Source organism: Nocardia sp. CC201C (genome assembly GCF_030010695.1).
Lineage (GTDB): Bacteria > Actinomycetota > Actinomycetes > Mycobacteriales > Mycobacteriaceae > Nocardia > Nocardia otitidiscaviarum.
In genome coordinates, this window is the sequence record NZ_JASCXP010000026.1 from 1 (window position 1) to 20,191 (window position 20,191).

The window sequence follows — 20,191 nt, forward strand, 5'->3', positions numbered from 1 at the left end:
AACCTCCCCCCCCCCCCCCCCGGGCCGGGCGCGGGGGGGCGTCGATGATGTATTCGATTCAGCGGGTCAGCGCTGCGCGACCATCGTGGGGGTGATGGGGGACGGCAGGGCGGAATCGCCCTCGAGGTACTTGTCCACCGCGGCGGCGGCGGCACGGCCCTCGGCGATGGCCCACACGATCAGGGACTGGCCGCGACCCATATCGCCCGCGACGAAGACGCCGGGGACGGTGGTCTGCCAGGCGTTGTCGCGCTTGACGTTGCCGCGCTGGTCGTAGCCGACGCCCAGATCCTCGAGCAGGCCGTTCTTCTGCGGGCCGACGAAGCCCATGGCCAGCAGCACCAGATCGGCCTCGAGGGTGAAGTCGGTGCCCTCGACCTTCTCGAAGCGGCCGTTCACCATCTGCACCTCGTGCGCCTGCAGGCCGGTGACCTTGCCGTCCGCGCCGACGAAACGCTCGGTGTTCACCGAGAACACCCGCTCGCCGCCCTCCTCGTGCGCCGAGGAGACCCGGTACATGAGGGGGTAGGTCGGCCACGGGGTGGACGCGGCGCGCTCCTCCGGCGGACGCGGCATGATCTCGAACTGGTGCACCGAGGCCGCACCCTGCCGGTGCGAGGTGCCCAGGCAGTCCGCGCCGGTGTCACCGCCACCGATGATGACGACCTTCTTGCCCTTGGCGTTGATGGGCGGCAGGCCCTCGTCGTCGGTGATGGGGTCGCCCAGCTGCACCCGGTTGGCCAGCGGCAGGAACTCCATGGCCTGGTGGATGCCGTCCAGATCGCGACCCGGGATCGGCAGATCGCGCGCGATGGTCGCGCCACCGGCCAGCACCACCGCGTCGAACTGCTCGCGCAGCTGCTCGGCGGTGATGTCCACGCCCACGTTCACGCCGGTCTTGAAGACGGTGCCCTCGGCCTCCATCTGCGCCAGGCGGCGGTCGATGAAGCGCTTCTCCATCTTGAATTCCGGAATGCCGTAGCGCAGCAGGCCGCCGATGCGGTCGTCGCGCTCGAACACGGTCACGGTGTGGCCCGCGCGGGTCAGCTGCTGCGCGGCGGCCAGACCGGCCGGGCCGGAACCGACCACGGCGATCTTCTTGCCGGTCAGACGGGTCGGGTACACCGGGGTGACCCAGCCCTCGTCGAAACCGTTCTCGATGATCTCGACCTCGACCTGCTTGATGGTGACCGGATCCTGGTTGATACCGAGCACGCAGGACGACTCGCACGGAGCCGGGCACAGGCGGCCGGTGAACTCCGGGAAGTTGTTGGTGGCGTGCAGCCGCTCGAACGACTCCTTCCACGCACCCTTGTAGACCAGGTCGTTCCACTCGGGAATCAGGTTCCCCAGCGGGCAGCCGTTGTGGCAGAAGGGAATACCGCAGTCCATGCAGCGGCTGGCCTGGCGCTGGAGGGTCTCGTGGGAGAAGTTCTCCTCGTAGACCTCTTTCCAGTCCATGAGGCGCAGCGGCACCGGACGGCGAGTCGGCAGTTCCCGTTTGGTGTGCTTCAGGAAGCCCTGTGCGTCACCCATTTACGACTCCTGACAAAAGCTAACGCGCCATCCGGCGCACCGAACAAGGGCTGGTGCGTCGCACCGCGGTAACGTCGGCCGCGAACTGATCAGCCACGAGCCGCCTTGAATGATCGCAGCGCCTCACCGCACCCGCGGCACCGATGTGATCAGCCACGAGCTGCCTCCATGATGGCCTCATCGACATCCCGGCCCGAAGCCTCGGCCTCGGAGATGGCGAGCAGGACCTTCTTGTATTCGCGCGGCATGACCTTGACGAAGTTGTTCACCTGCTGCGACCAGTCGCCCAGGATGCGTTCGGCCACGGCCGAACCCGTCTCGTCGCGGTGGCGGGCCACGATGTCGTGCAGCCAGGTGAAGTCCTCACCCGAGAGCGGCTCGATGGCATCGGCCTGCTCGGGGTTGACATTGCCCGCGAAGGTGCCGTTCGGGTTGTAGACGTAGGCGACACCGCCCGACATACCGGCACCGAAGTTGCGGCCGGTCTCGCCGAGGATGACCACCCGGCCGCCCGTCATGTACTCGCAGGCGTGGTCGCCCACGCCCTCGACCACCGCGGTGGCGCCCGAGTTGCGGACCGCGAAGCGCTCGCCGACCACACCGCGGATGAACGCGTGGCCGTTGGTGGCGCCGAACAGGATCACGTTGCCCGCGATGATGTTCTGCTCCGCCACGAACTCGGCGGGCGCGTCGGACGACGGCCGGACGACGATGCGTCCACCCGAGAGGCCCTTGCCCACATAGTCGTTGGCGTCACCGAGCACCCGCAGGGTGATACCGGCCGGGACGAACGCACCGAAGGAGTTGCCGGCGGAACCGGTGAACGTGATGTCGATGGTGTCGTCGGGCAGGCCCGCGCCGCCGTACAGCTTGGTCACCTCGTGGCCGAGCATGGTGCCGACGGTCCGGTTCACGTTCGTGATCTTGGTTTCGAACTTGACCGGCTTGCCCCGCTCCAGCGCGTCGCGCGCCTGGGTGATGAGCTGGTTGTCCAGCGCCTTGTCCAGGCCGTGGTCCTGCTCCTTGGTCCGGCGGCGGTCCTGGTACATGAACGCCGTCTCGACGTCGTCCAGGATCGGCGACAGGTCCAGCTTGCTGGCCTTCCAGTGCGACTTGGCGGCGGTGGTGTCGAGCAGGTCGACCCGGCCGACGGCCTCGTCCAGGGTGCGCAGCCCCAGCGACGCCAGCAGCTCGCGCACCTCTTCGGCGATGAACATGAAGAAGTTCTCGACGAATTCCGGCTTGCCGGTGAAGCGCTCGCGCAGGATCGGGTTCTGGGTGGCGACGCCGACCGGGCAGGTGTCGAGATGACACACGCGCATCATGATGCAGCCCGAGACCACCAGCGGAGCGGTCGCGAAACCGTACTCCTCGGCGCCCAGCAGCGCGGCGATCATGACATCGCGGCCGGTCTTCATCTGACCGTCGACCTGCACCACGATGCGGTCGCGCAGACCGTTGAGCAGCAGCGTCTGCTGGGTCTCGGCCAGGCCGAGCTCCCACGGGCCGCCCGCGTGCTTGAGTGAGGTCAGCGGCGAGGCACCGGTGCCGCCGTCGTGGCCGGAGATCAGCACCACGTCGGCGTGCGCCTTGGACACACCCGCGGCGACGGTGCCGACGCCCGGCTCCGCGACAAGTTTCACGTGAATCCGCGCCTGCGGGTTCGCGTTCTTCAGGTCGTGGATCAGCTGGGCCAGATCCTCGATCGAGTAGATGTCGTGGTGCGGCGGCGGCGAGATCAGGCCGACGCCCGGAGTGGAGTGCCGGACCTCGGCGACCCACGGGTACACCTTGTGCGCGGGCAGCTGGCCACCCTCACCGGGCTTCGCGCCCTGCGCCATCTTGATCTGGATATCGGTGCAGTTGGTCAGGTAGTGCGCGGTCACGCCGAATCGGCCCGATGCCACCTGCTTGATGGCGGAACGCCGCCAGTCGCCGTTCTCCTCCGGCTCGAAGCGCGCCGGATGCTCGCCGCCCTCACCGGAGTTCGAGCGGCCGCCGAGCCGGTTCATCGCGATGGCGAGAGTCTCGTGCGCCTCGGCGGAGATGGAGCCGTAGCTCATCGCGCCGGTCGAGAACCGCTTCACGATCTCGCTGGCGGGCTCGACCTCGTCGATCGGAATCGGGTTGCGGCCCTTGGACTTGAACTTGAACAGGCCGCGCAGCGAGGCCAGCCGCTCGGTCTGGTCGTCCACCATCTTGGTGTACTCCTTGAAGATGGAGTACTGCCCCGAGCGGGTGGCGTGCTGCAGCTTGAACACCGTGTCCGGGTTGAACAGGTGGTATTCGCCCTCGCGCCGCCACTGGTACTCACCGCCGACCTCGAGCTCGCGGTGCGCGCGCTCGTTGCGGTTCTCCAGGAACGCCAGCCGGTGCCGGGCCGCGACCTCGTCGGCGATGTCGTCGAGGCCGATGCCGTCCAGCGGCGAGTTCAGGCCGACGAAGTACTCGTCGCACAGCGCCTGCGACAGGCCGACCACCTGGAACAGCTGCGCGCCGCGGTAGGAGGCGACGGTGGAGATGCCCATCTTGGACATCACCTTCAGCACGCCCTTGCCCGCCGCCTTGTTGTAGTTGGCGACGGCCTTCTTGAAATCGGACTCGACCGAACCGGTGCCCAGCGACAGCGCGCCGCGCTCCAGCATGTCCTCGATGGACTCGAAGGCCATGTACGGGTTGATGGCCGCCGCGCCGAAGCCGATCAGCATGGCCATGTGGTGCACCTCGCGGGCGTCACCGGCCTCCACGACCAGGCCGACCTTGGTGCGGGTGCGCTCGCGCACCAGGTGGTGGTGCACGGCGGCGGTCAGCAGCAGCGACGGGATCGGGGCGAGCTTCTCATTGGACTCGCGGTCGGACAGCACGATGATGCGCGCGCCGCCGTCGATGGCCGTCGAGACCTGGCGCTGCACGGCCTCGATGGCCTTGCGCAGCCCCTTGCCGCCCTTCTTGACCGGGTACAGGCCGTGCACGACCACCGAGCGCAGCCCCGGACGGGAGCCGTCGTCGTTGATGTGAACCAGCTTGGCCAGCTCGTCGTTGTCCAGGATCGGCTGGGTCAGGGTGATCTGACGGCAGGACTCCGGGCCCGGGTGCAGCAGATCGGACTCGGGTCCGATCAGGGTGCGCAGCGAGGTCACGACCTCTTCGCGGATGGCGTCCAGCGGCGGGTTGGTGACCTGTGCGAACAGCTGCGCGAAGTAGTCGAACAGCAGCCGCGACCGGTTGGACAGCACCGCGATCGGGGTGTCGGTGCCCATGGAGCCGAGCGCCTCCATGCCCTTCTCCGCCATGGGAGCGAGCAGCAGGTTCAGCTCTTCGTTGGTGTATCCGAAGATCTGCTGGCGAATGAGCACGCGGTCGTGCGACATGTGCACGTGCGGGCGGTCGGGCAGATCGCCGAGCTTGGTCGGGCCCTCGTCCAGCCATTCCTGGTACGGGTGCTCGCCGGCCAGCTCCTCCTTGATCTCCTCGTCGCCGATGATGCGGCCCTGCGAGGTGTCGACCAGGAACATGCGGCCCGGCTGCAGCCGCGCCTTCTTGACCACCTTGGCGGGGTCGATGTCGAGCACGCCAACCTCGGAGGCCATCACGACCAGACCGTCGTCGGTGACCCAGATGCGCGAGGGGCGCAGACCGTTGCGGTCCAGCACCGCGCCGATGACGGTGCCGTCGGAGAAGCACACCGACGCCGGGCCGTCCCACGGCTCCATGAGGAACGAGTGGTAGCGGTAGAACGCGCGCTGCGCGGGGCTCATGTTCTCGTGGCGCTCCCACGCCTCCGGGATCATCATGAGCACGGCGTGCGGCAGCTTGCGGCCGCCCAGGTGCAGCAGTTCGAGCACCTCGTCGAAGCGCGCAGTGTCCGACGCGCCCGGGGTACAGACCGGGAAGATCTTCTCCAGGCGGTTGTTGCCCTCGGCGTCGGTGCCGAAGACGTCGGAGTTCAGCAGCGCCTCGCGGGCGCGCATCCAGTTCTCGTTGCCGGTGACGGTGTTGATCTCACCGTTGTGCGCGACCCGGCGGAAGGGGTGCGCCAGCGGCCACGAGGGGAAGGTGTTGGTGGAGAAGCGGGAGTGCACGATGCCGAGTGCGGATTCGACGCGGTCGTCCTGGAGGTCCAGGTAGAACGCGCGCAGCTGCGGCGTGGTGAACATGCCCTTGTAGACGAAGGTCTGGCCGGACAGGCTCGGGAAGTAGACCGACTCCTTGCCGACCGGTCCCGCGCCGGCGCCTGCCTTGCCGAGCTCGTGCTCGATGCGCTTGCGGACGACGTAGGCGCGGCGCTCCAGGTCCATGCCGGAGAGCTGCTCCGAGCCACCCTTGGGCGAGGCGATGAAGATCTGCCGGAAGGTCGGCATGGCGTCGCGGGCCAGCGCGCCCAGCGACGATTCGTCGATCGGCACCTCGCGCCAGCCGAGGACCTCGAGGCCCTCCTCGCGGACGATCTTCTCGACCCGGTAGGCGGCGCGCGCGGCTTCGCGGCGGGCCTGTGGGAGGAAGGCGATGCCGGTGGCGTACGAGCCCTCGGCGGGCAGCTCGAAGTCGACGATCGCCCGGAAGAAGCGATCCGGGAGCTGGATCAGGATGCCCGCGCCGTCGCCGGAGTTCGGCTCCGCGCCGGCTGCGCCTCGGTGCTCCAGGTTCAGCAGTGCCGTGATTGCCTTGTCGACAATGTCGCGGCTGCGACGGCCGTGCATGTCGACGACGAATGCGACACCACAGGCGTCGTGTTCGTTCGCCGGGTCATAGAGCCCGCGGGGTCCGTGCCCGTAACCGGCACCGCCGGTGGGGGACCTGTGGCCAGGAAGTTGCGTCATGCCTCTGCCTTCACAAAAAACAGGCCTTCGAAGAATGCGGCCTTCGTCGAACGCCTCCGTCAGACTGCGCCCGGACGTTGCAGTCACAGTCGGCTTCCTGACCAGCGGCGCTGATGGTCATACCGTGCAGTCAACTCTCTAGTTGTCCACCCGCTTCGAATTCCTAGTCGGGTGCTCGGCGGTAACCCAACGCTTACGTGTTGGCTACCTGCCGCGCCGTTTTCGCCCTTTAGTCTGGGCACCGATCTGGTCCCGGCTGTTGGGGCGATATGCCGAACTTGTCGCGTTCGACGTAAGAGCAAACGATAAGTCAGGACTTGAGCCCAACCAACTTAGGTTGCACTAATAACAGTGTCTAGCTGGGCTTCTCCATCGATCCTCCACTACCTGCGCGTTCTCTAGTGTAAAGCAGCCGAGCGGCATCGTTTCAGTCGAGTTCGCCACTGTTGTCCAGGTGACCGGCCCGAGCGGAGGATCGCCCCGCTCACACGCCGGTATGCCCTCTCACCTGCATCGAAACAGATTTCCCCGCAATCACTTCGGATAAACCGGACGTAAGGTGGCTAACTTTCCGGACACCTCACCACCCCGTCCGGAGCGCCTGGGAGACAGGTCACGGCAATGTTCCGACCGTACGGAATCGTTTACCGTTCACCCAGCTCAGCACACGACTGGCTAACGTTGAATATGCGGTAGCTCACATTTGCCGGGGCGGTTCGGGGTGATCAAGCGCACGAAACGCGCCGGAAACTCGCCGATGTGAGCCTGAACACATCCCTCGCGGCCCACTCGGTGGAACCAGGCTCGGCCTGTCACGCTGAGATAACGAATAAGCGATAGTTTCGCACGGCCGAAACACCCTGGGACTTAGAGGATGTGAGATCCCATGACCGCCCCACACGTCCCTGAGCCGCACATTCCCGCCGATGCGGGCGGCAGCGCACCATCCTCCACACCGCCCGCGCAGCGCTCACCCGGGCCGTCCGATCCCGCCGCCGGGGTCCGCACGCTGCTGACCTGGCTGGGCGGCGGCGACAGCCACCTGACCGACCGGCACGAACTGTCCGGTTACACGCTCACCGGCGCGGTGGTGGCGCTGTTCGCGGGTGTCGCCGGTGCGGTCACCGCCCTGGCTACCGGGGCAGCCGGCTGGCCGATCGTCGGCATCGTCCTCATCGCGCTGTTCGCCACCCTGTTGGCCGGAGCCGTCGGGCGGGTGATGGCGACGGTTCCGGCACCCGCACGGGGTGAAACACGCCGTAGCCGAGCCGAATTCGCCGGGCGTGTCGCCGTGGCGGTGCTGGCGGGCGTGATGGTGGCCGAACTGGCGAGCACCGTACTGTTCGGCGGCACCGTGGACCGGCTGCTGGACGACCGGGCACGGACCGAAACCGAATCCGTCGCGACCGTGGTCACCGCCCGCGACGAACTCGATCGCGCGCGCACCGACCGCACCGCGCTCGACCAGCAGATCGCCCAGGCCAAAACCGATATCGACGCCGCGCTGGTGATCGCGCGCTGCGAGTACAACCCCGGCCCGGACTGCCCGAGCAACCGCATCACCGGAGTACCGGGACGCGGTCCCGAGGAGCGCACCGCCAACGAGATGCTCGACGACGCGCGCGCTCGGCTCACCACCGCCGAGGAGCGAATCGGCGGACTCGACGCCCGGGTCTCCGACAAGGAGCAGGCCCTCGCCGCCGCGCGGGACGCCGCCTACACCGACGGCGACCGCGGACTGGGCGCGCGCTGGGTCGCCATGAACGACCACACCACGGCGCACGGCGGCGCGCTGACGCTGCGCCTCGCCACCATCGTGCTCATGGTGCTGCTGGCCCTGCTACCGCTGCTGCTGCGGTGGTGGCGCGGGGAGACCTCGTTCGACCGGCGGGTCGCCTTCCGCGCCGACACCGACCGCGCCGCGCAGGAGGCCGAGACCGCCATCGCGGTGGGGCGCGCGCGGACCCGGGTCGAGATCGAGAAGCTGCACGCCGAACAGGCGATCACCGCCGCCAGACTCACCGCGCACGCCGACACCGCCATCAACCGGGAACAGCAGCGCAAACGCATCATCGCCGCCATCGGCGGGCTGGAGATCGGCATCACCGAATCCGGCCGCCGCGCGGTGAACGAATTCGACCGCGCCGCGCTGGACGACGCGCCGGCGCACGAACTACCGGCCGCCGCGGCCGGAGACCGAAAGGACAGCTCCGTGTCTCAGGAGGGGATCGTGACACCGTCGAACCTGCCCGCCCAGATCGCGCCGGGAGCCGTGGCCCCGGCCGCCGCGGGCGGCGCACTCGCCCCGGCCGGTGCCGCGCCGCGCCCGGAGCAGGCGAAACCCGGTGGCGGCCTGGAGCTTCCGATTATCGGCACGGTGCCCTTCACCGATACGGCCGCGCGCTGGATCCGCCCGCTGGTGCCCTCCTTCGTCGCCAATGCCATCGACACCGCGACCCATCCGCTGCGCACCGTCCGCCAGGCGTTCGAGGAAGCCGAGGAGATCACCTTCACCCTGCGCCGCACCCGCAAGGTGACCGTCGACTCCGAGGACTCCGCCCAGCCGCAGCCGCCCGGCTACCAGTTCCAGCAGCCTGGCTACCAACTCCCCCCGGGAGCCCAGCAGCAGTACGCCCACCACGTCGCCTCGACCGTGGTCGACCAGCCGTACGCCCAGCACCCGGGCTACGCCCCCGGCTACTCCGCCCTGCCGGGCGGGCAGGCCGCCCACGGCTACGGTCTTCCGCCCGCACCCCAGCAGACCGAGCTGAGCGCTCGGCAGCACCCGGCCCTCGAATACCGCGGGCCGCGCGAACTGCCGCCCGGCAAGAACGAGTAGATCGCAGCGGCGGTCCGCCGCGGCCGGACCCGCCCGGAGCGGGCGGTAATCCCACGTCGGCGCGGCACGACCCAGGTTGCTCCGACAGTCGCGTGCGTGTGGGAACGGTGTGGTGGGGACACCATCGGCAGCCGGGGCCGGGGTCTACCGGTCCCCGAGCAGGCGATGTGGATCAGGCTCGCTCGCAGGCGATTCCGTCATTGTCGCGGTCGAGATGCGGCGCGTAGCCCGGGTCGCCCCGATGCAGTGGGGCCTGGCCCGCGCGGCGGACCTCGTCGCAGTTCCGGTAGTAGGTCGACGGTGCCTGCGGCTCCGGAGCGGGCTGCTCCGGCTGGGCCTGCGGGGCGGGCGCGGGGGCCTGCGGAGCAGGGGCGGGAGCCTGGGGAGCGGGACAGAACTGGGACGATCCGGCATTGCAGAGCAGATCGGTGATCGGATCGGCCGACGCGATCGGTGCGCCGAGGGTGAGTGCTGCGGTGGTGAGCAGTCCGGCCGCAACCGCGCCCGTGCGTCCGCGCCACCGGGTAATCGAGATGTTCACGCTGAAATTCCTGACTGATACGCGCAGGTGAAACCGTGTCCCCTGCGTCCAAAACGTGCCGGGGAGCGTGGAGTGCCCACGCCCTCGGGCAGCGCGCCCCCGACCAAAGCGAACCGCGAGAAAACGCTAGCCCGCCGGAAGCCGACGGTTCTGACACAACCGCCGACATTCCGTGCCAAAGATCAGGCCCGGAAGACCCTGTTGCGACGGTCGGAGACTCCGGCTGCCCGGTAGACGATGACCGCCGCCAGCAGCAGGATCGCCGTGGTGCCGGTGGCCGCGAGGTGCATGCCCGTGACGAAGGCCGAGTGGGCCGAGTCGACCAGGGTGGCCGCCGCCGAGGCGGGGAGGTGGCTGGCGGTTTCGACAGCGCCGCCGAGGGATTCGCGGGCCGCGTCCACCCGGGCGGGCGGGACCGTGGACAGATCCAGGCCATGGCGGAAGGCCGACATCACCACGCTGCCGAGGATGGCGACGCCCAGGGCGATACCGCCCTCCAAGGCCGTCTCGGAGATCGCGGCCGCGTTGCCCGCCCGCTCGGCGGGTGCCGAGCTGACGATCATGTCGGCCGAAACCGTCAGCGCCACACCGGCTCCCAGACCGATCAGCAGGAAGCCGAGCACGAACGGCCACACCGGGGCCGCCGCATCGGCACGCAACAGCCAGAACAGCAGCGCACCCACGGCCGCCACCAGCAGCGCGGACACCAGTACGGATACCGGACGCCAACGGCGCACCAGCCAGGCCGCGCCCAGTGAGCCCGTCAAACTGCCGATGGTGCCGGGAATCAGCAGCAGACCCGCTTGCAGCGGGGCCTTGCCCAGCACCAACTGCAGGTACTGCGACCCGAAGAACAGCACACCGGCCAGCGCGAACACCGACAGCAGATTGGTCAGCACCGCCGCGCGGAAGGGCGGCAGCGCGAACAGCTCCAGGTCGATGAGCGGCGCGGCAAGACGGCGCTGACGGCGCAGGAACGCCGCGCCGGCGAGCACGCCGACCAGCGCCGCGACCACTGCCGCCGAGCTGACGCCGTGCGCCGCGATCTTCTTGACCGCGAACACGATCGGGATCAGCGCCAGCATCGACAGTCCGGCGCTGACCAGGTCGAAACGGCCCGGATTCGGGTCCCGCGATTCCGGCACCAGCACCGGGGCCAGCGCCACGAGCAACGCCATGACCGGCAGGTTCACCAGGAACACCGAACCCCACCAGTAGTGCTCGAGCAGCCAGCCGCCCAGCAGCGGGCCGACGGCCGCGCCGCTGCCCGCCATCGCGCCCCAGACCGCGATGGCGACGGTGCGCTGCCGTGGGTCGGCGAACATGCCGCGAATCAGGCCGAGGGTGGCGGGCATGAGGGTCGCACCCGCGACGCCCTGCAGCACGCGGGCGGCGATGAGCATCTCGGGGCTGATCGACCAGGCGGCCAGCGCCGAGGCCAGCGCGAAGCCGACCGCGCCGATGAGCAGCAGTTTCCGGCGGCCGATGCGGTCGCCGAGGGTGCCCATGGTGATCAGCAGTCCGGCCAGCACGAACGAGTAGACGTCGATGATCCACAGCAGCTGCGGAGTGGTCGGGGCGAGGTCGCCGCTGATGGCGGGGATCGCGAGGTCGAGCACGGTGGCGTCGACCGAGACCAGCAGCAGGGCGAGGGCGAGCACGCTCAGTCCGGCCCAGGTGCGGGCGGTCGCCCGTGGGGGTCGACCGGCCGGGAGGGGTGTGTCGACGGCGCGGCGGTCGGCCGCACTGTCGGGGAGCGCCGCGGTTCCGGGTGCGGACCGGGCGTTGCGGTGGGTGGTCATATCCTTCGCTGCTTTCCGAGTTCGAACCGTCCAGACGGTACAGTAACAGATCAACCGTCCGGACGGTACAGTGATGGCCGTGACATCGACGCGCGACCGCATCCTCGACGCCCTCGAAACCCTGCTGCTCGACAAGGGCATGTCCCAGGTCACCCTGGAGAACGTGGCCGCCACGGCCGGCGTCTCCAAGGGCGGCCTGCTCTACCACTTCAAATCCAAGGACGCCCTGCTGGCCGGACTGGTCCGCCGCCTCGGCGACCGCGCCCACGAGCAACTCGATTCCGCGGTGGCGCAGGGCCGGTCGGTGGCCGAGTGGTATCTGCAGAGCCCGCATCCGGACAACGAGTCCGACGCCCTCGAACTGGCCCTGTACCGTTCCATGCTGGCCGCCATGCGCACCGTCGACGGCCCGCACGACACCGGGGTGGACGAGGTCGACCGCGCCCTCACCGAGGTGATGACCACCTGGAAGACCGGTCTGGACAACGAGATCCACGATCCGGTGCACGCGGAGATCGTCAGCCTGGTCGGTGACGGCGTCTACCTGCGTGCCCTGCTCGGCCTGCCGCCGACCGACCCGGAACTGTATCGCCGAGTCGTCGCCCGCCTGCTCGACGCGTAGGCGTGGGTCGCGCGGCCCCGCGCGCCTGGAACGGCGGACCGAGCACGGAAGTCAGCGACACGGCCGCACCGCACACGCTCCATCGAGAGGCGACCGCGCATGCTGGCAGAGCATCGCACCGGCATGCGTCGTTCGCACCGAAGGTGCCACCGGACCGGAGGCGGCAGTGTCCGCCGGGTCGGCCGTGGCCGAAGGCACGATGACGATTGCCGCCGCCGTGTAGACGACGGCTGAGTTCCTACCGAGAATCGCCCGCCACCCGCCGAAAGCGTCGAGTCGCGACCGAAAGCCGCCGGACCGATAGACTCGGCCCGTGTTGCCAGCCGCCGACCACGCCGGTCCGACGACCGGATCGGCGACGGAACCCCAGCCCGAACCCGCACCGGTGCCGATCCGCCCGCTGCGGTTCCGGGAGCTGATGGATCTGCCGTTCGCGCTGGTGCAAAGCCGGATCAAGCTGCTGGCGGCCCTGTCTGGGGCCGGGGCGGCGGTCAGCGCGGCGATCGCGATCGGCTGCACCTTCGTGGTGATCGCGCTGGCCGGTGACTCCGATGCCGCCGTCGCCGTCGGCGCGGTGCTCATCACCCTGGTGTGCGTCTGGCTCCTGCGGCTCTATGTGCGCGGGGTGACCACCGCCGTCGCGGTCGCCGTGGTGCACCGGCAGCCGCTGGGCTGGCGGGGCGCGCTGAACCGACTGCTGTCGCACCTGCCCGCGCTGGCGCTGTTCCAGCTCAAGTACACGCTGATCGGGGTCGGCGTGCTGGTGCTGGGCACACCGCTGGTCATCACACTGCCGTTCGCGGCGATCTGGCTGGGTTGGCTGCGAGCACGGCAGTACACCACCGCACCGGTGATCATCGGCGAATCCGCCACCGCCACGCTCGCCGCGCAGCGCGCGAAAACCCTGGCGCAGGGCACGGAATGGCAGCTGGTCGGCGTGTGGATGGCGCTGCGCACCCTGCTCCCGGTGCTGCTGCTGCCGATGCTGCTGGCCCTGGACCTCGTCGCCGAATTCACCGGCACTCACCGACCCGCGGTGATCGCCCTGCTCATCAGCGTGGTGATGCTCTGGACGGCCTTCGCCGACACCATCGAATCCGCCACGCAGACAGTCGTATACGTGGACCGCCGCTGCCGCCGCGAGGGTTGGGACATCCGCATCCCCCGGCACGCGGTTCCCACCGGAAATGGAGCACCGTCATGACCGGCTCGGGGGGAGAGCACGACGACGCGGGCAGTCCGGGGCCACCCGCGAGTCCGCCCGGTGAGACAAGCGCAGGGCTCCCTCCCGACGACGGCGGGACTCAGCCGACCAGCGGCAACACGGGAGCGCGACCGCCCGGTGACAACGCGGACCCGCAACGATCCGGAAGCCTGGTGAGCACACCACCAGTCGGCTACGAGGCGGCCACACCGCCATACGGTCACAACACCGGCACGCCATCGCCCGGCGGTGGTCGCAGCGAAGAACCACCGCGAGGCACCGGTACGGGGGCACCAGCCCGGGCTGGCAGCACAAGCTCGTGGCATCCGGCCGAGATGCCCAGCGCCCCACCCATACCGGCATTGAGCGCGGCGGACGTGCATTTGGCCGCCGCCGAAACCGCCGCGCGGCAGCGGGATTTCGCCACCGCGCAGCGGGAGCGGTTCCGGGCGGTGACGCGCGGGCTGGAGCAGCACGGGGTGCTCGAGGTCAGCCGCGCCCGCACCGCCGACGAGACCGCGCATGCCGCCACCACGGCGCTCGGCGAGCGGGGCGATCTCGCCGATCCCACCGAGCTGCCCGCGGCCGCACGCAGTTTCGACGAGATCGTGTACGGCGGCCGGCCCGCCACCGAATTCGAATACCGCCGCTTGGAGCAGGCCGACCGCTACTCCACGGCCCCGCCGCCCGGCACGGAACCGGCCGAGGTCAGCGAACGCCGCCGCAAGCCGCGCAAGAAGGCGGCGCGCTCCCGGCAACGCATGGACACTCCGGAACTGTTGCGCGACTGGCGGTTCTGGGCGGTCATCCTCGGTGTGCTCGCGGTGGCGCTGCTGGTCTTCGCGCTGGTGAACGCGCTCAGCGCGCCCTCGGTACCCCGGCCGACCGCACCGGATGGACCGCCGCCGGAGCCCCCCGATATCGAGGGCCCGGAGTTCGGGGAGGGTTCGGACTCGCTGTTCGAACGGCTCCCCGGCTGGGTCGCCTTCGGCGGCCTGCAATGGGTCATCGCCTGGGTGATCGTGCTGTGGTGGCGGGCCCGCCGCCGCGGCAGCGTGGTGCCCGATCCGCTGCCGGTGCAAGTGCCCGCCCACGAGCTGCTCGCCGGGCAGGCCGGGCTGTACCGCCGTTCCCGCGACTTCGAGCATGTGGCCGCCCGGCTGCGCTCGGCGTCACTGCGGCGGCTGCGGCCCGTGCTCGGCCTCACCGCCGACAGCCCGCCCGACCGGGTGCTGGCCGCGGTGTGCACCCGCAGCGGAGCCGAACCGGCGCTCGTCGCCGCCGCCCTGTACGACCCGGTCCCGGACCGGGGCACTCTCGAACTCGTCGCCGCCCAACTCGAATGGATCGAAGCGGAGGTCCTGTGACCACAGTGGACACCACCCACACCCCCACCGCCGAGGACGCGCAGCAGGCCCTGTTGGCCCTGCGCGCCGAGATCGGCAAGGCCGTCGTCGGCAATGACAATGCCGTCATGTACCTGGTGCTGGCGCTGCTGTGCCGGGGCCACGTACTGCTCGAAGGTGTTCCGGGCGTGGCGAAGACACTGCTGGTGCGCTCGCTGGCCACCGCGCTGGAGCTGGAGCACGCGCGCGTCCAGTTCACGCCGGACCTGATGCCCGGCGATGTCACCGGCTCGCAGATCTACGATCCGCATTCGGGCGAGTTCACCTTCCGGCGCGGTCCGGTGTTCACCAATCTGCTGCTCGCCGACGAAATCAACCGCACCCCACCGAAAACGCAGTCCGCGCTGCTGGAATCCATGGAGGAGCGCCAGGTTTCGGTGGACGGTGTACCGCAGCCGCTGCCGGAGCCGTTCGTGGTGATCGCCACCCAGAACCCCATCGAGCAGGAGGGCACCTACCCGCTGCCGGAGGCGCAGCTGGACCGGTTCCTGTTCAAGGTCGACGTGCAGTTGCCCGGCCGCGACGACGAGTTCCGGATTCTGCAACGGCATGCCGCCGGATTCGATCCGCGCGATCTGGCGGGCGCGGGGCTGCGGCCGGTGGCCGGTCCGGCCCATATCGAGGCCGCCCGCCGGGCGATCGCACAGGTCGCGCTGAGCCCGGAGGTGCTGGCCTACATCGTGGACCTGTGCCGGGCCACCCGCACCTCCCCCGCCGTCGCGCACGGTGCGTCCACGCGCGGCGCGACCGCGCTGATGGCGGCGGCGCGCGCCTTCGCCTGGCTCAACGGCCGCGGCTACGTGACCCCCGACGACGTGAAAGCCATTGCGCTGCCGGTGCTCCGGCACCGGATGCAGTTGCGGCCCGAGCATGAGGTGGCGGGTGTGACGGCCGAGGGTGTGCTGACCTCACTGCTCATGTCCGTTCCCGTTCCGGTGTAACCGATGGTCGTGACCGGCCGGTTGGCCCTCGCCGCGGCGGCCGCGGCGCTGTTCGTCACCCTGGTGCTGCCGTCCTGGCTCGGCGTGCTGGTGGCGACGGCGGCTTTGGCGGTGCTGGTGATCGCCGACCTGGCGCTGCTCGGCTCCGCCGACGACCTCGAGCTGTCCCGGGAACCGGTCACCACGGTGCGCACCGGACACGCGGCCGAGGTGGAACTGGTTGTGCTGAACAAGGGTTCGCGCACGCTGCGCGGCATCGTGTGGGATGACTGGCCCGACAGCGCGCACGCCGAGCACCGCACGCACGAACTGCGTCTGCCCGCCAATACCCGGGTGCGGTTCCACACCGAACTCACCCCGGACTATCGCGGTGACCGCATCGCGGGACCGGTGACGATCCGGCTGCTCGGCCCGCTCGGCATGGCGGGACGCCAGACCCGCCGGACGGTACCCGCCCGGCTGCGTGCGCTGCCGCCGTTCCGGTCGGAACGACTGCTGGGCGCGAAGATTCGGCGCTTGCAGCAGATGGAGGGGCGCAATACCGCCACCATTCGCGGGCAGGGCACCGAATTCGACTCCTTCCGTGAGTATGTGGTCGGCGACGACGTGCGCACCATCGACTGGCGCGCCACCGCCCGCGCCGACGACGTGCTGGTGCGCACCTGGCGGCCGGAACGCAACCGGCACGTGGTGATGCTGCTCGACACCGGCCGGATCAGCGCGGGCCGCGTCGGCGATGGCACCCGCCTGGACGCCATGGTGGAGGCGGCGCTGCTGCTGGCCGGGCTCGCCGCGGCGGGCGGCGATTCGGTGGATCTGCTGGCCTTCGACCGGGAGTTGCGCACCGAGGTGCGCGGGGTCGGCGGAAAGCGCTTGCAGTTCAAGCTCATGCACGCCCTGGCCGCGGTCGCACCGCGCCTGGTGGACACCGACTACCAGGCCCTGCTGAACGCCACCCTGCAACGCGCCCGCCGCCGCAGCCTGGTGGTGTGGTTCACCCACCTGGACGCCGCCGTGGTGCAGGAGCGGCTGCTGCCCGTGCTGCCGGTGCTCACCCGCCGCCACCGGGTGCTGATCGTGGCGGTCACCGATCCGGAGGTCGCGGCCGCCGCCACCCGCCGCGCCACCGTCGACGACCTGTATACGGCCGCCGCGGCGGAAAGCCTGGTCATAGAGCACACCCTGACCCGGGAGAACTTGCAGCGCATGGGCGTCCGCGTTATCGCCGCACCGCCGGAGCAACTGCCGGAGGCGCTGGCGAACGAGTATCTGGAGCTCAAGCAGACGGGCGCGCTCTGAACTCGACCAATTTGTTACGGCTTTTGAGGGTTTGTTCGCAAGATTGCGCTCAATTCGAGGCCAACCTTCCACCGTCTCTTCACCGTTACAATGACAAGGTATGTCGAGGAGCGCAGCAGCTGCGTCACGCGGTCGAGCGGTGATCGCCGCAGGACGTCGTCATTCGGTCGGTGTCCGCACGGATGGATCGGGTTCGACGGCGGGACGGCCCCGGGCACCGGAGTGCCGCACCGATACCTGGCGCGACATCGTGGCCGTGGCCGCCGGAAACGTGCACACCTTCTCGAACACGGGCCGCTCGCACACGGTGGGGCTGCGCGCTGACGGCACCGTGGTCGCGGTCGGCTGGAACGGGGACGGCCAGTGCGACGTCGACGCCTGGACCGGTGTGGTCGGCATCGCCGCCGGTTGGCGACGCACCCTGGCGGTTCTCGCGGACGGCACGGTCCGGGCGGCGGGAAGGGGAACGGAGGGGGCGTGCGACGTCGACGCCTGGCGCGAGATCGTCGCCGTGGCCGCCGGGGATTGGCATTCGGTCGGCCTGCGCGCGGACGGCACGGTCACGGCGGTGGGTAACAACCGACGGCGGCAGTGCGAGGTCGCCGACTGGCGCGACGTGCGTGCCATCGCGGCGGGCTATCTGCACACCGTGGCCGTCACTGCGGACGGGCGGGTGCTCGCGGCGGGGGCCGCGTCGCATGGCGTCACGCAGGCATCCGGCTGGCACGACGTGGTCGGAGTATCCGCGGGCAGCTATCACACCGTCGCGGTCGATACACACGGCCGGGTCTACGCCGCCGGAGACAACAGCCACGGGCAATGCGATGTGGAGTCCTGGCGCGATGTCGTAGCGGTCGCCGCCGGGTCCACCCACACCCTCGGACTGCGCGGCGACGGAACCGTCCTCGCGGTCGGCGACAATGACAGCGGTCAATGCGATACGTCGGAGTGGCGACTCCGGATCTGATGGTCGGTCGGCGAGGTTGCCGCCCGCTGTCGGGTGTCGTCGTATCTCAGACGTGCGTCGCGACCGGCCGCGACCACTGCGTTTCCGGCTGGAACGGCACAGCCGGTGCGGCGGGCGGCGCGGGTAGTGCCCGGCGCTGGCGTTCGGCCAGGATGGCACCCAGGATGTGCATGGGCGGATGGCCCACGGGCACGGGCATGGCCAGCTCCGCGCAGACCGTGTGCAGCAGCGCCGCGCCGAGCTGCTGTTGCGCCGGCGGTGTCAGGCCGGGAAAGCGCAGCAGGTACTGGCGCACAGCACGAGCCGATTCGTCGGACAGCCCGGACACGTCGAGCTGCCGCGACCAGGCCAGCAGCCAGGGCGGCGGCACCGCGAGCCCCACATAGGGAATCCGGGTCTGCCCGTGCACGACCACCGTGCCCGCCAGAATGTCACCGACCCGCCGCGCCTGCGGCGAACACAGCGACACCAGAATCGCGATCAGCCCGGTGCCGAGAATCCAGAAGTCCACGATGCCGCCCAGCCCCCGGGTGAGCGCATGCCGAAAATCGACGGGCCCACCGTCGGCCCGCACCACCCGCAGCCCGAGCGCCAACTTGCCCACGGTCCGCCCGCGCGTCAACGTCTCACAGGCCACCGGATACCCGATGAGCACCCCCACGATGATCACGATGAGCGCCGCGTCCTCCCACGCCGAATCCGCGTTCAGCCCGGCCAACACCATCTCCGCCACGAAGATCAGCAGCAGCCCACCCACCAACTGCACCACCAGGTCGATCACGAACGCCACCGCCCGCGCGGGCAGCCGCGCGACCGGCAGTTCGACGGCGACAGCCTCGCCGGTGGTGAATAGGGCCATGATGACTCGCATTCTTCCCACGTAGGCGCGGCGAGGCAACACGCGCGCGCCGTGTCACGCGACCGCGCCCGGTCCGCTGGGTGAATACCCCGTCCCCCGGTACGCGTTCAGCGCCCGGCTGGGAGCTGCCGCAGCGCCTCCCCCAGCACGTCGACGTCAGTATTCATCGGCCATTTCGCCGACATCTCCCGGTGAAGCACACGAATGAATCCGATCAGTCGGGAACCTAGGGTTGCGGCACCGACCCGAAGGGCGTCGAGTGCACGCTGGCTGGCGAGTTCGGGTTCTCCGACACCGGCCAGTGCGCAGGCCGATTCCGCGACGTACCAGGTTGCCCACTCGGATGTCAGCATCTCGGGGTCGAAGCTCGACAGACCCGCCTCGAGTGATTCCAGTGCCTTACCCCACTGGCGCGCGAGGCGGTAGGCCAGCCCGCGCTGCATTTCGATCAGGGCGTCGGAGTAGAAGTACTGGGCGTCGGGCCGTTTCGGGTCGCCTCGAGCGATCAGGTCGGCCGCTTGGTCGAGCTTTGCTTCCATAGCGTCCAGATCGCCCGCGATCGCCAGACCGCGGCCTTCCTGCTGCACGGCCAGCGCGAGCACGGTAGGACTGAGTACTCGAGCATCGCGCTGTGCGGCGCGGGACAAACCGACCATGCAGTCGATCTCGCCCGCCATCCACGCGACATGTCCCCGCATGGACAGGGCGGTGGAAATCATGTCTCGATTGCCGCTTTCCGTCGCCAGCTCCAGTGCCGCGCGATAGTGGTGAACGGCTGCTCGATGGTGGCCGAGGTTGGCGTGGAGCCAGCCGAGAAACTGCTGCCATCCCGCTGCGGAGTCGACCACCTCGGTCCGCACCGCGCCCCGGGCCTCGGTAGCCAGCTTCGAAGATATGCGCGCCTGCCGCAGACTCACCGGCAGCACGAGTTCGGAACCGACTCGATCCTCGAGTCTCCGCGTCTCGGAGAGCAATTCGGCCATATCCCTCGCCAAGGCGCGATCGATGTAGCGTCGCTCCGCCAGCGCGGCGGATTCCCGCAGACCCAGCTGTGTCGATCGATCGGCTTCGGCTGTCTCGGTGATGACGCTGTCGTAGACGGCTTCGAGTACCCCATCGGCTCCGAGGACGCCGTCCAGCTTCCGGACCAGATCGGCGGGAGGTTTGCGCCTGCCGTTCTCGAGGCGCGACAGCGCACCCGGGTCGTAGTGCAGCAAGCCAGCCAGTCCGCGCACCGACAGACCCGCTCGCGTTCGGAACTTCCGAAGCTCGGTACCGAATACCTGCCACTCCTCCATTCCGCCCCCTCGCGCGACCGTGCCGAGCAGCGTTGCGGTGCCGCCTGATTCGTTGGC

Annotated in this window: 13 protein-coding genes; 7 read left to right on the plus strand and 6 right to left on the minus strand. The window is 69.6% G+C overall.

What is annotated here, in order from left to right; all coding sequences use genetic code 11:
• Positions 1 to 66 precede the first annotated feature (66 nt).
• Both QK444_RS04970 and gltB read right to left on the minus strand, forming a co-directional pair.
• Positions 67 to 1,536, minus strand: coding sequence for a glutamate synthase subunit beta (locus tag QK444_RS04970; protein ID WP_282777499.1), 1,470 nt, complete (start codon positions 1,534 to 1,536; stop codon positions 67 to 69).
• Positions 1,537 to 1,685: 149 nt separating this feature from the next.
• Positions 1,686 to 6,356, minus strand: coding sequence for a glutamate synthase large subunit (gene gltB, locus QK444_RS04975; RefSeq protein ID WP_282777500.1), 4,671 nt, complete (start codon positions 6,354 to 6,356; stop codon positions 1,686 to 1,688).
• An 886-nt stretch (positions 6,357 to 7,242) separates the two neighbouring features.
• Here gltB and QK444_RS04980 point away from each other — a divergent pair.
• On the plus strand, positions 7,243 to 9,195 hold the full coding sequence (locus QK444_RS04980) for a DUF4407 domain-containing protein (RefSeq protein ID WP_282777502.1): 1,953 nt from the start codon (positions 7,243 to 7,245) through the stop codon (positions 9,193 to 9,195).
• Between the two features lie 172 nt (positions 9,196 to 9,367).
• On the opposite strand, the gene QK444_RS04985 is transcribed toward QK444_RS04980, so the two are convergent.
• Positions 9,368 to 9,682 (minus strand): excalibur calcium-binding domain-containing protein, encoded by a 315-nt coding sequence (locus QK444_RS04985; protein ID WP_255221936.1) that lies wholly within the window; start codon positions 9,680 to 9,682, stop codon positions 9,368 to 9,370.
• 236 nt (positions 9,683 to 9,918) lie between these two features.
• Positions 9,919 to 11,538 (minus strand): MFS transporter, encoded by a 1,620-nt coding sequence (locus tag QK444_RS04990; RefSeq protein WP_282777504.1) that lies wholly within the window; start codon positions 11,536 to 11,538, stop codon positions 9,919 to 9,921.
• A 73-nt stretch (positions 11,539 to 11,611) separates the two neighbouring features.
• Between QK444_RS04990 and QK444_RS04995 the strand changes: the two genes are divergently transcribed.
• The 6 genes from QK444_RS04995 (at position 11,612) to QK444_RS05020 (ending at position 17,977) form a co-directional block, all read left to right on the plus strand.
• Positions 11,612 to 12,160, plus strand: a complete 549-nt coding sequence (locus QK444_RS04995) for a TetR/AcrR family transcriptional regulator (RefSeq protein WP_282777506.1) — start codon at positions 11,612 to 11,614, stop codon at positions 12,158 to 12,160.
• Between the two features lie 313 nt (positions 12,161 to 12,473).
• Positions 12,474 to 13,364, plus strand: coding sequence for a hypothetical protein (locus QK444_RS05000; protein ID WP_282777508.1), 891 nt, complete (start codon positions 12,474 to 12,476; stop codon positions 13,362 to 13,364).
• 335 nt (positions 13,365 to 13,699) lie between these two features.
• Positions 13,700 to 14,731 carry a DUF4129 domain-containing protein gene (locus tag QK444_RS05005; protein WP_282777510.1) on the plus strand — a complete coding sequence of 344 codons (1,032 nt, stop codon included), beginning with the start codon at positions 13,700 to 13,702 and terminating at the stop codon, positions 14,729 to 14,731.
• A complete protein-coding gene (locus QK444_RS05010) occupies positions 14,707 to 15,711 on the plus strand; it encodes a MoxR family ATPase (RefSeq protein ID WP_282777511.1) in 1,005 nt (334 codons plus the stop codon). The genes QK444_RS05005 and QK444_RS05010 overlap by 25 nt, the downstream gene beginning before the upstream one ends.
• A gap of 3 nt (positions 15,712 to 15,714) precedes the next feature.
• On the plus strand, positions 15,715 to 17,010 hold the full coding sequence (locus QK444_RS05015; RefSeq protein WP_282777512.1) for a DUF58 domain-containing protein: 1,296 nt from the start codon (positions 15,715 to 15,717) through the stop codon (positions 17,008 to 17,010).
• A 100-nt stretch (positions 17,011 to 17,110) separates the two neighbouring features.
• A complete protein-coding gene (locus QK444_RS05020) occupies positions 17,111 to 17,977 on the plus strand; it encodes a chromosome condensation regulator (RefSeq protein ID WP_282777513.1) in 867 nt (288 codons plus the stop codon).
• A 46-nt stretch (positions 17,978 to 18,023) separates the two neighbouring features.
• Here QK444_RS05020 and QK444_RS05025 read toward each other — a convergent pair whose 3' ends face one another.
• A complete protein-coding gene (locus QK444_RS05025; RefSeq protein ID WP_282777515.1) occupies positions 18,024 to 18,836 on the minus strand; it encodes an RDD family protein in 813 nt (270 codons plus the stop codon).
• Positions 18,837 to 18,943: 107 nt separating this feature from the next.
• Entirely contained in the window at positions 18,944 to 19,819 is an 876-nt protein-coding gene (locus tag QK444_RS05030) for a hypothetical protein (RefSeq protein ID WP_282777517.1), read from the minus strand.
• Between the last annotated feature and the right edge of the window lie 372 nt (positions 19,820 to 20,191).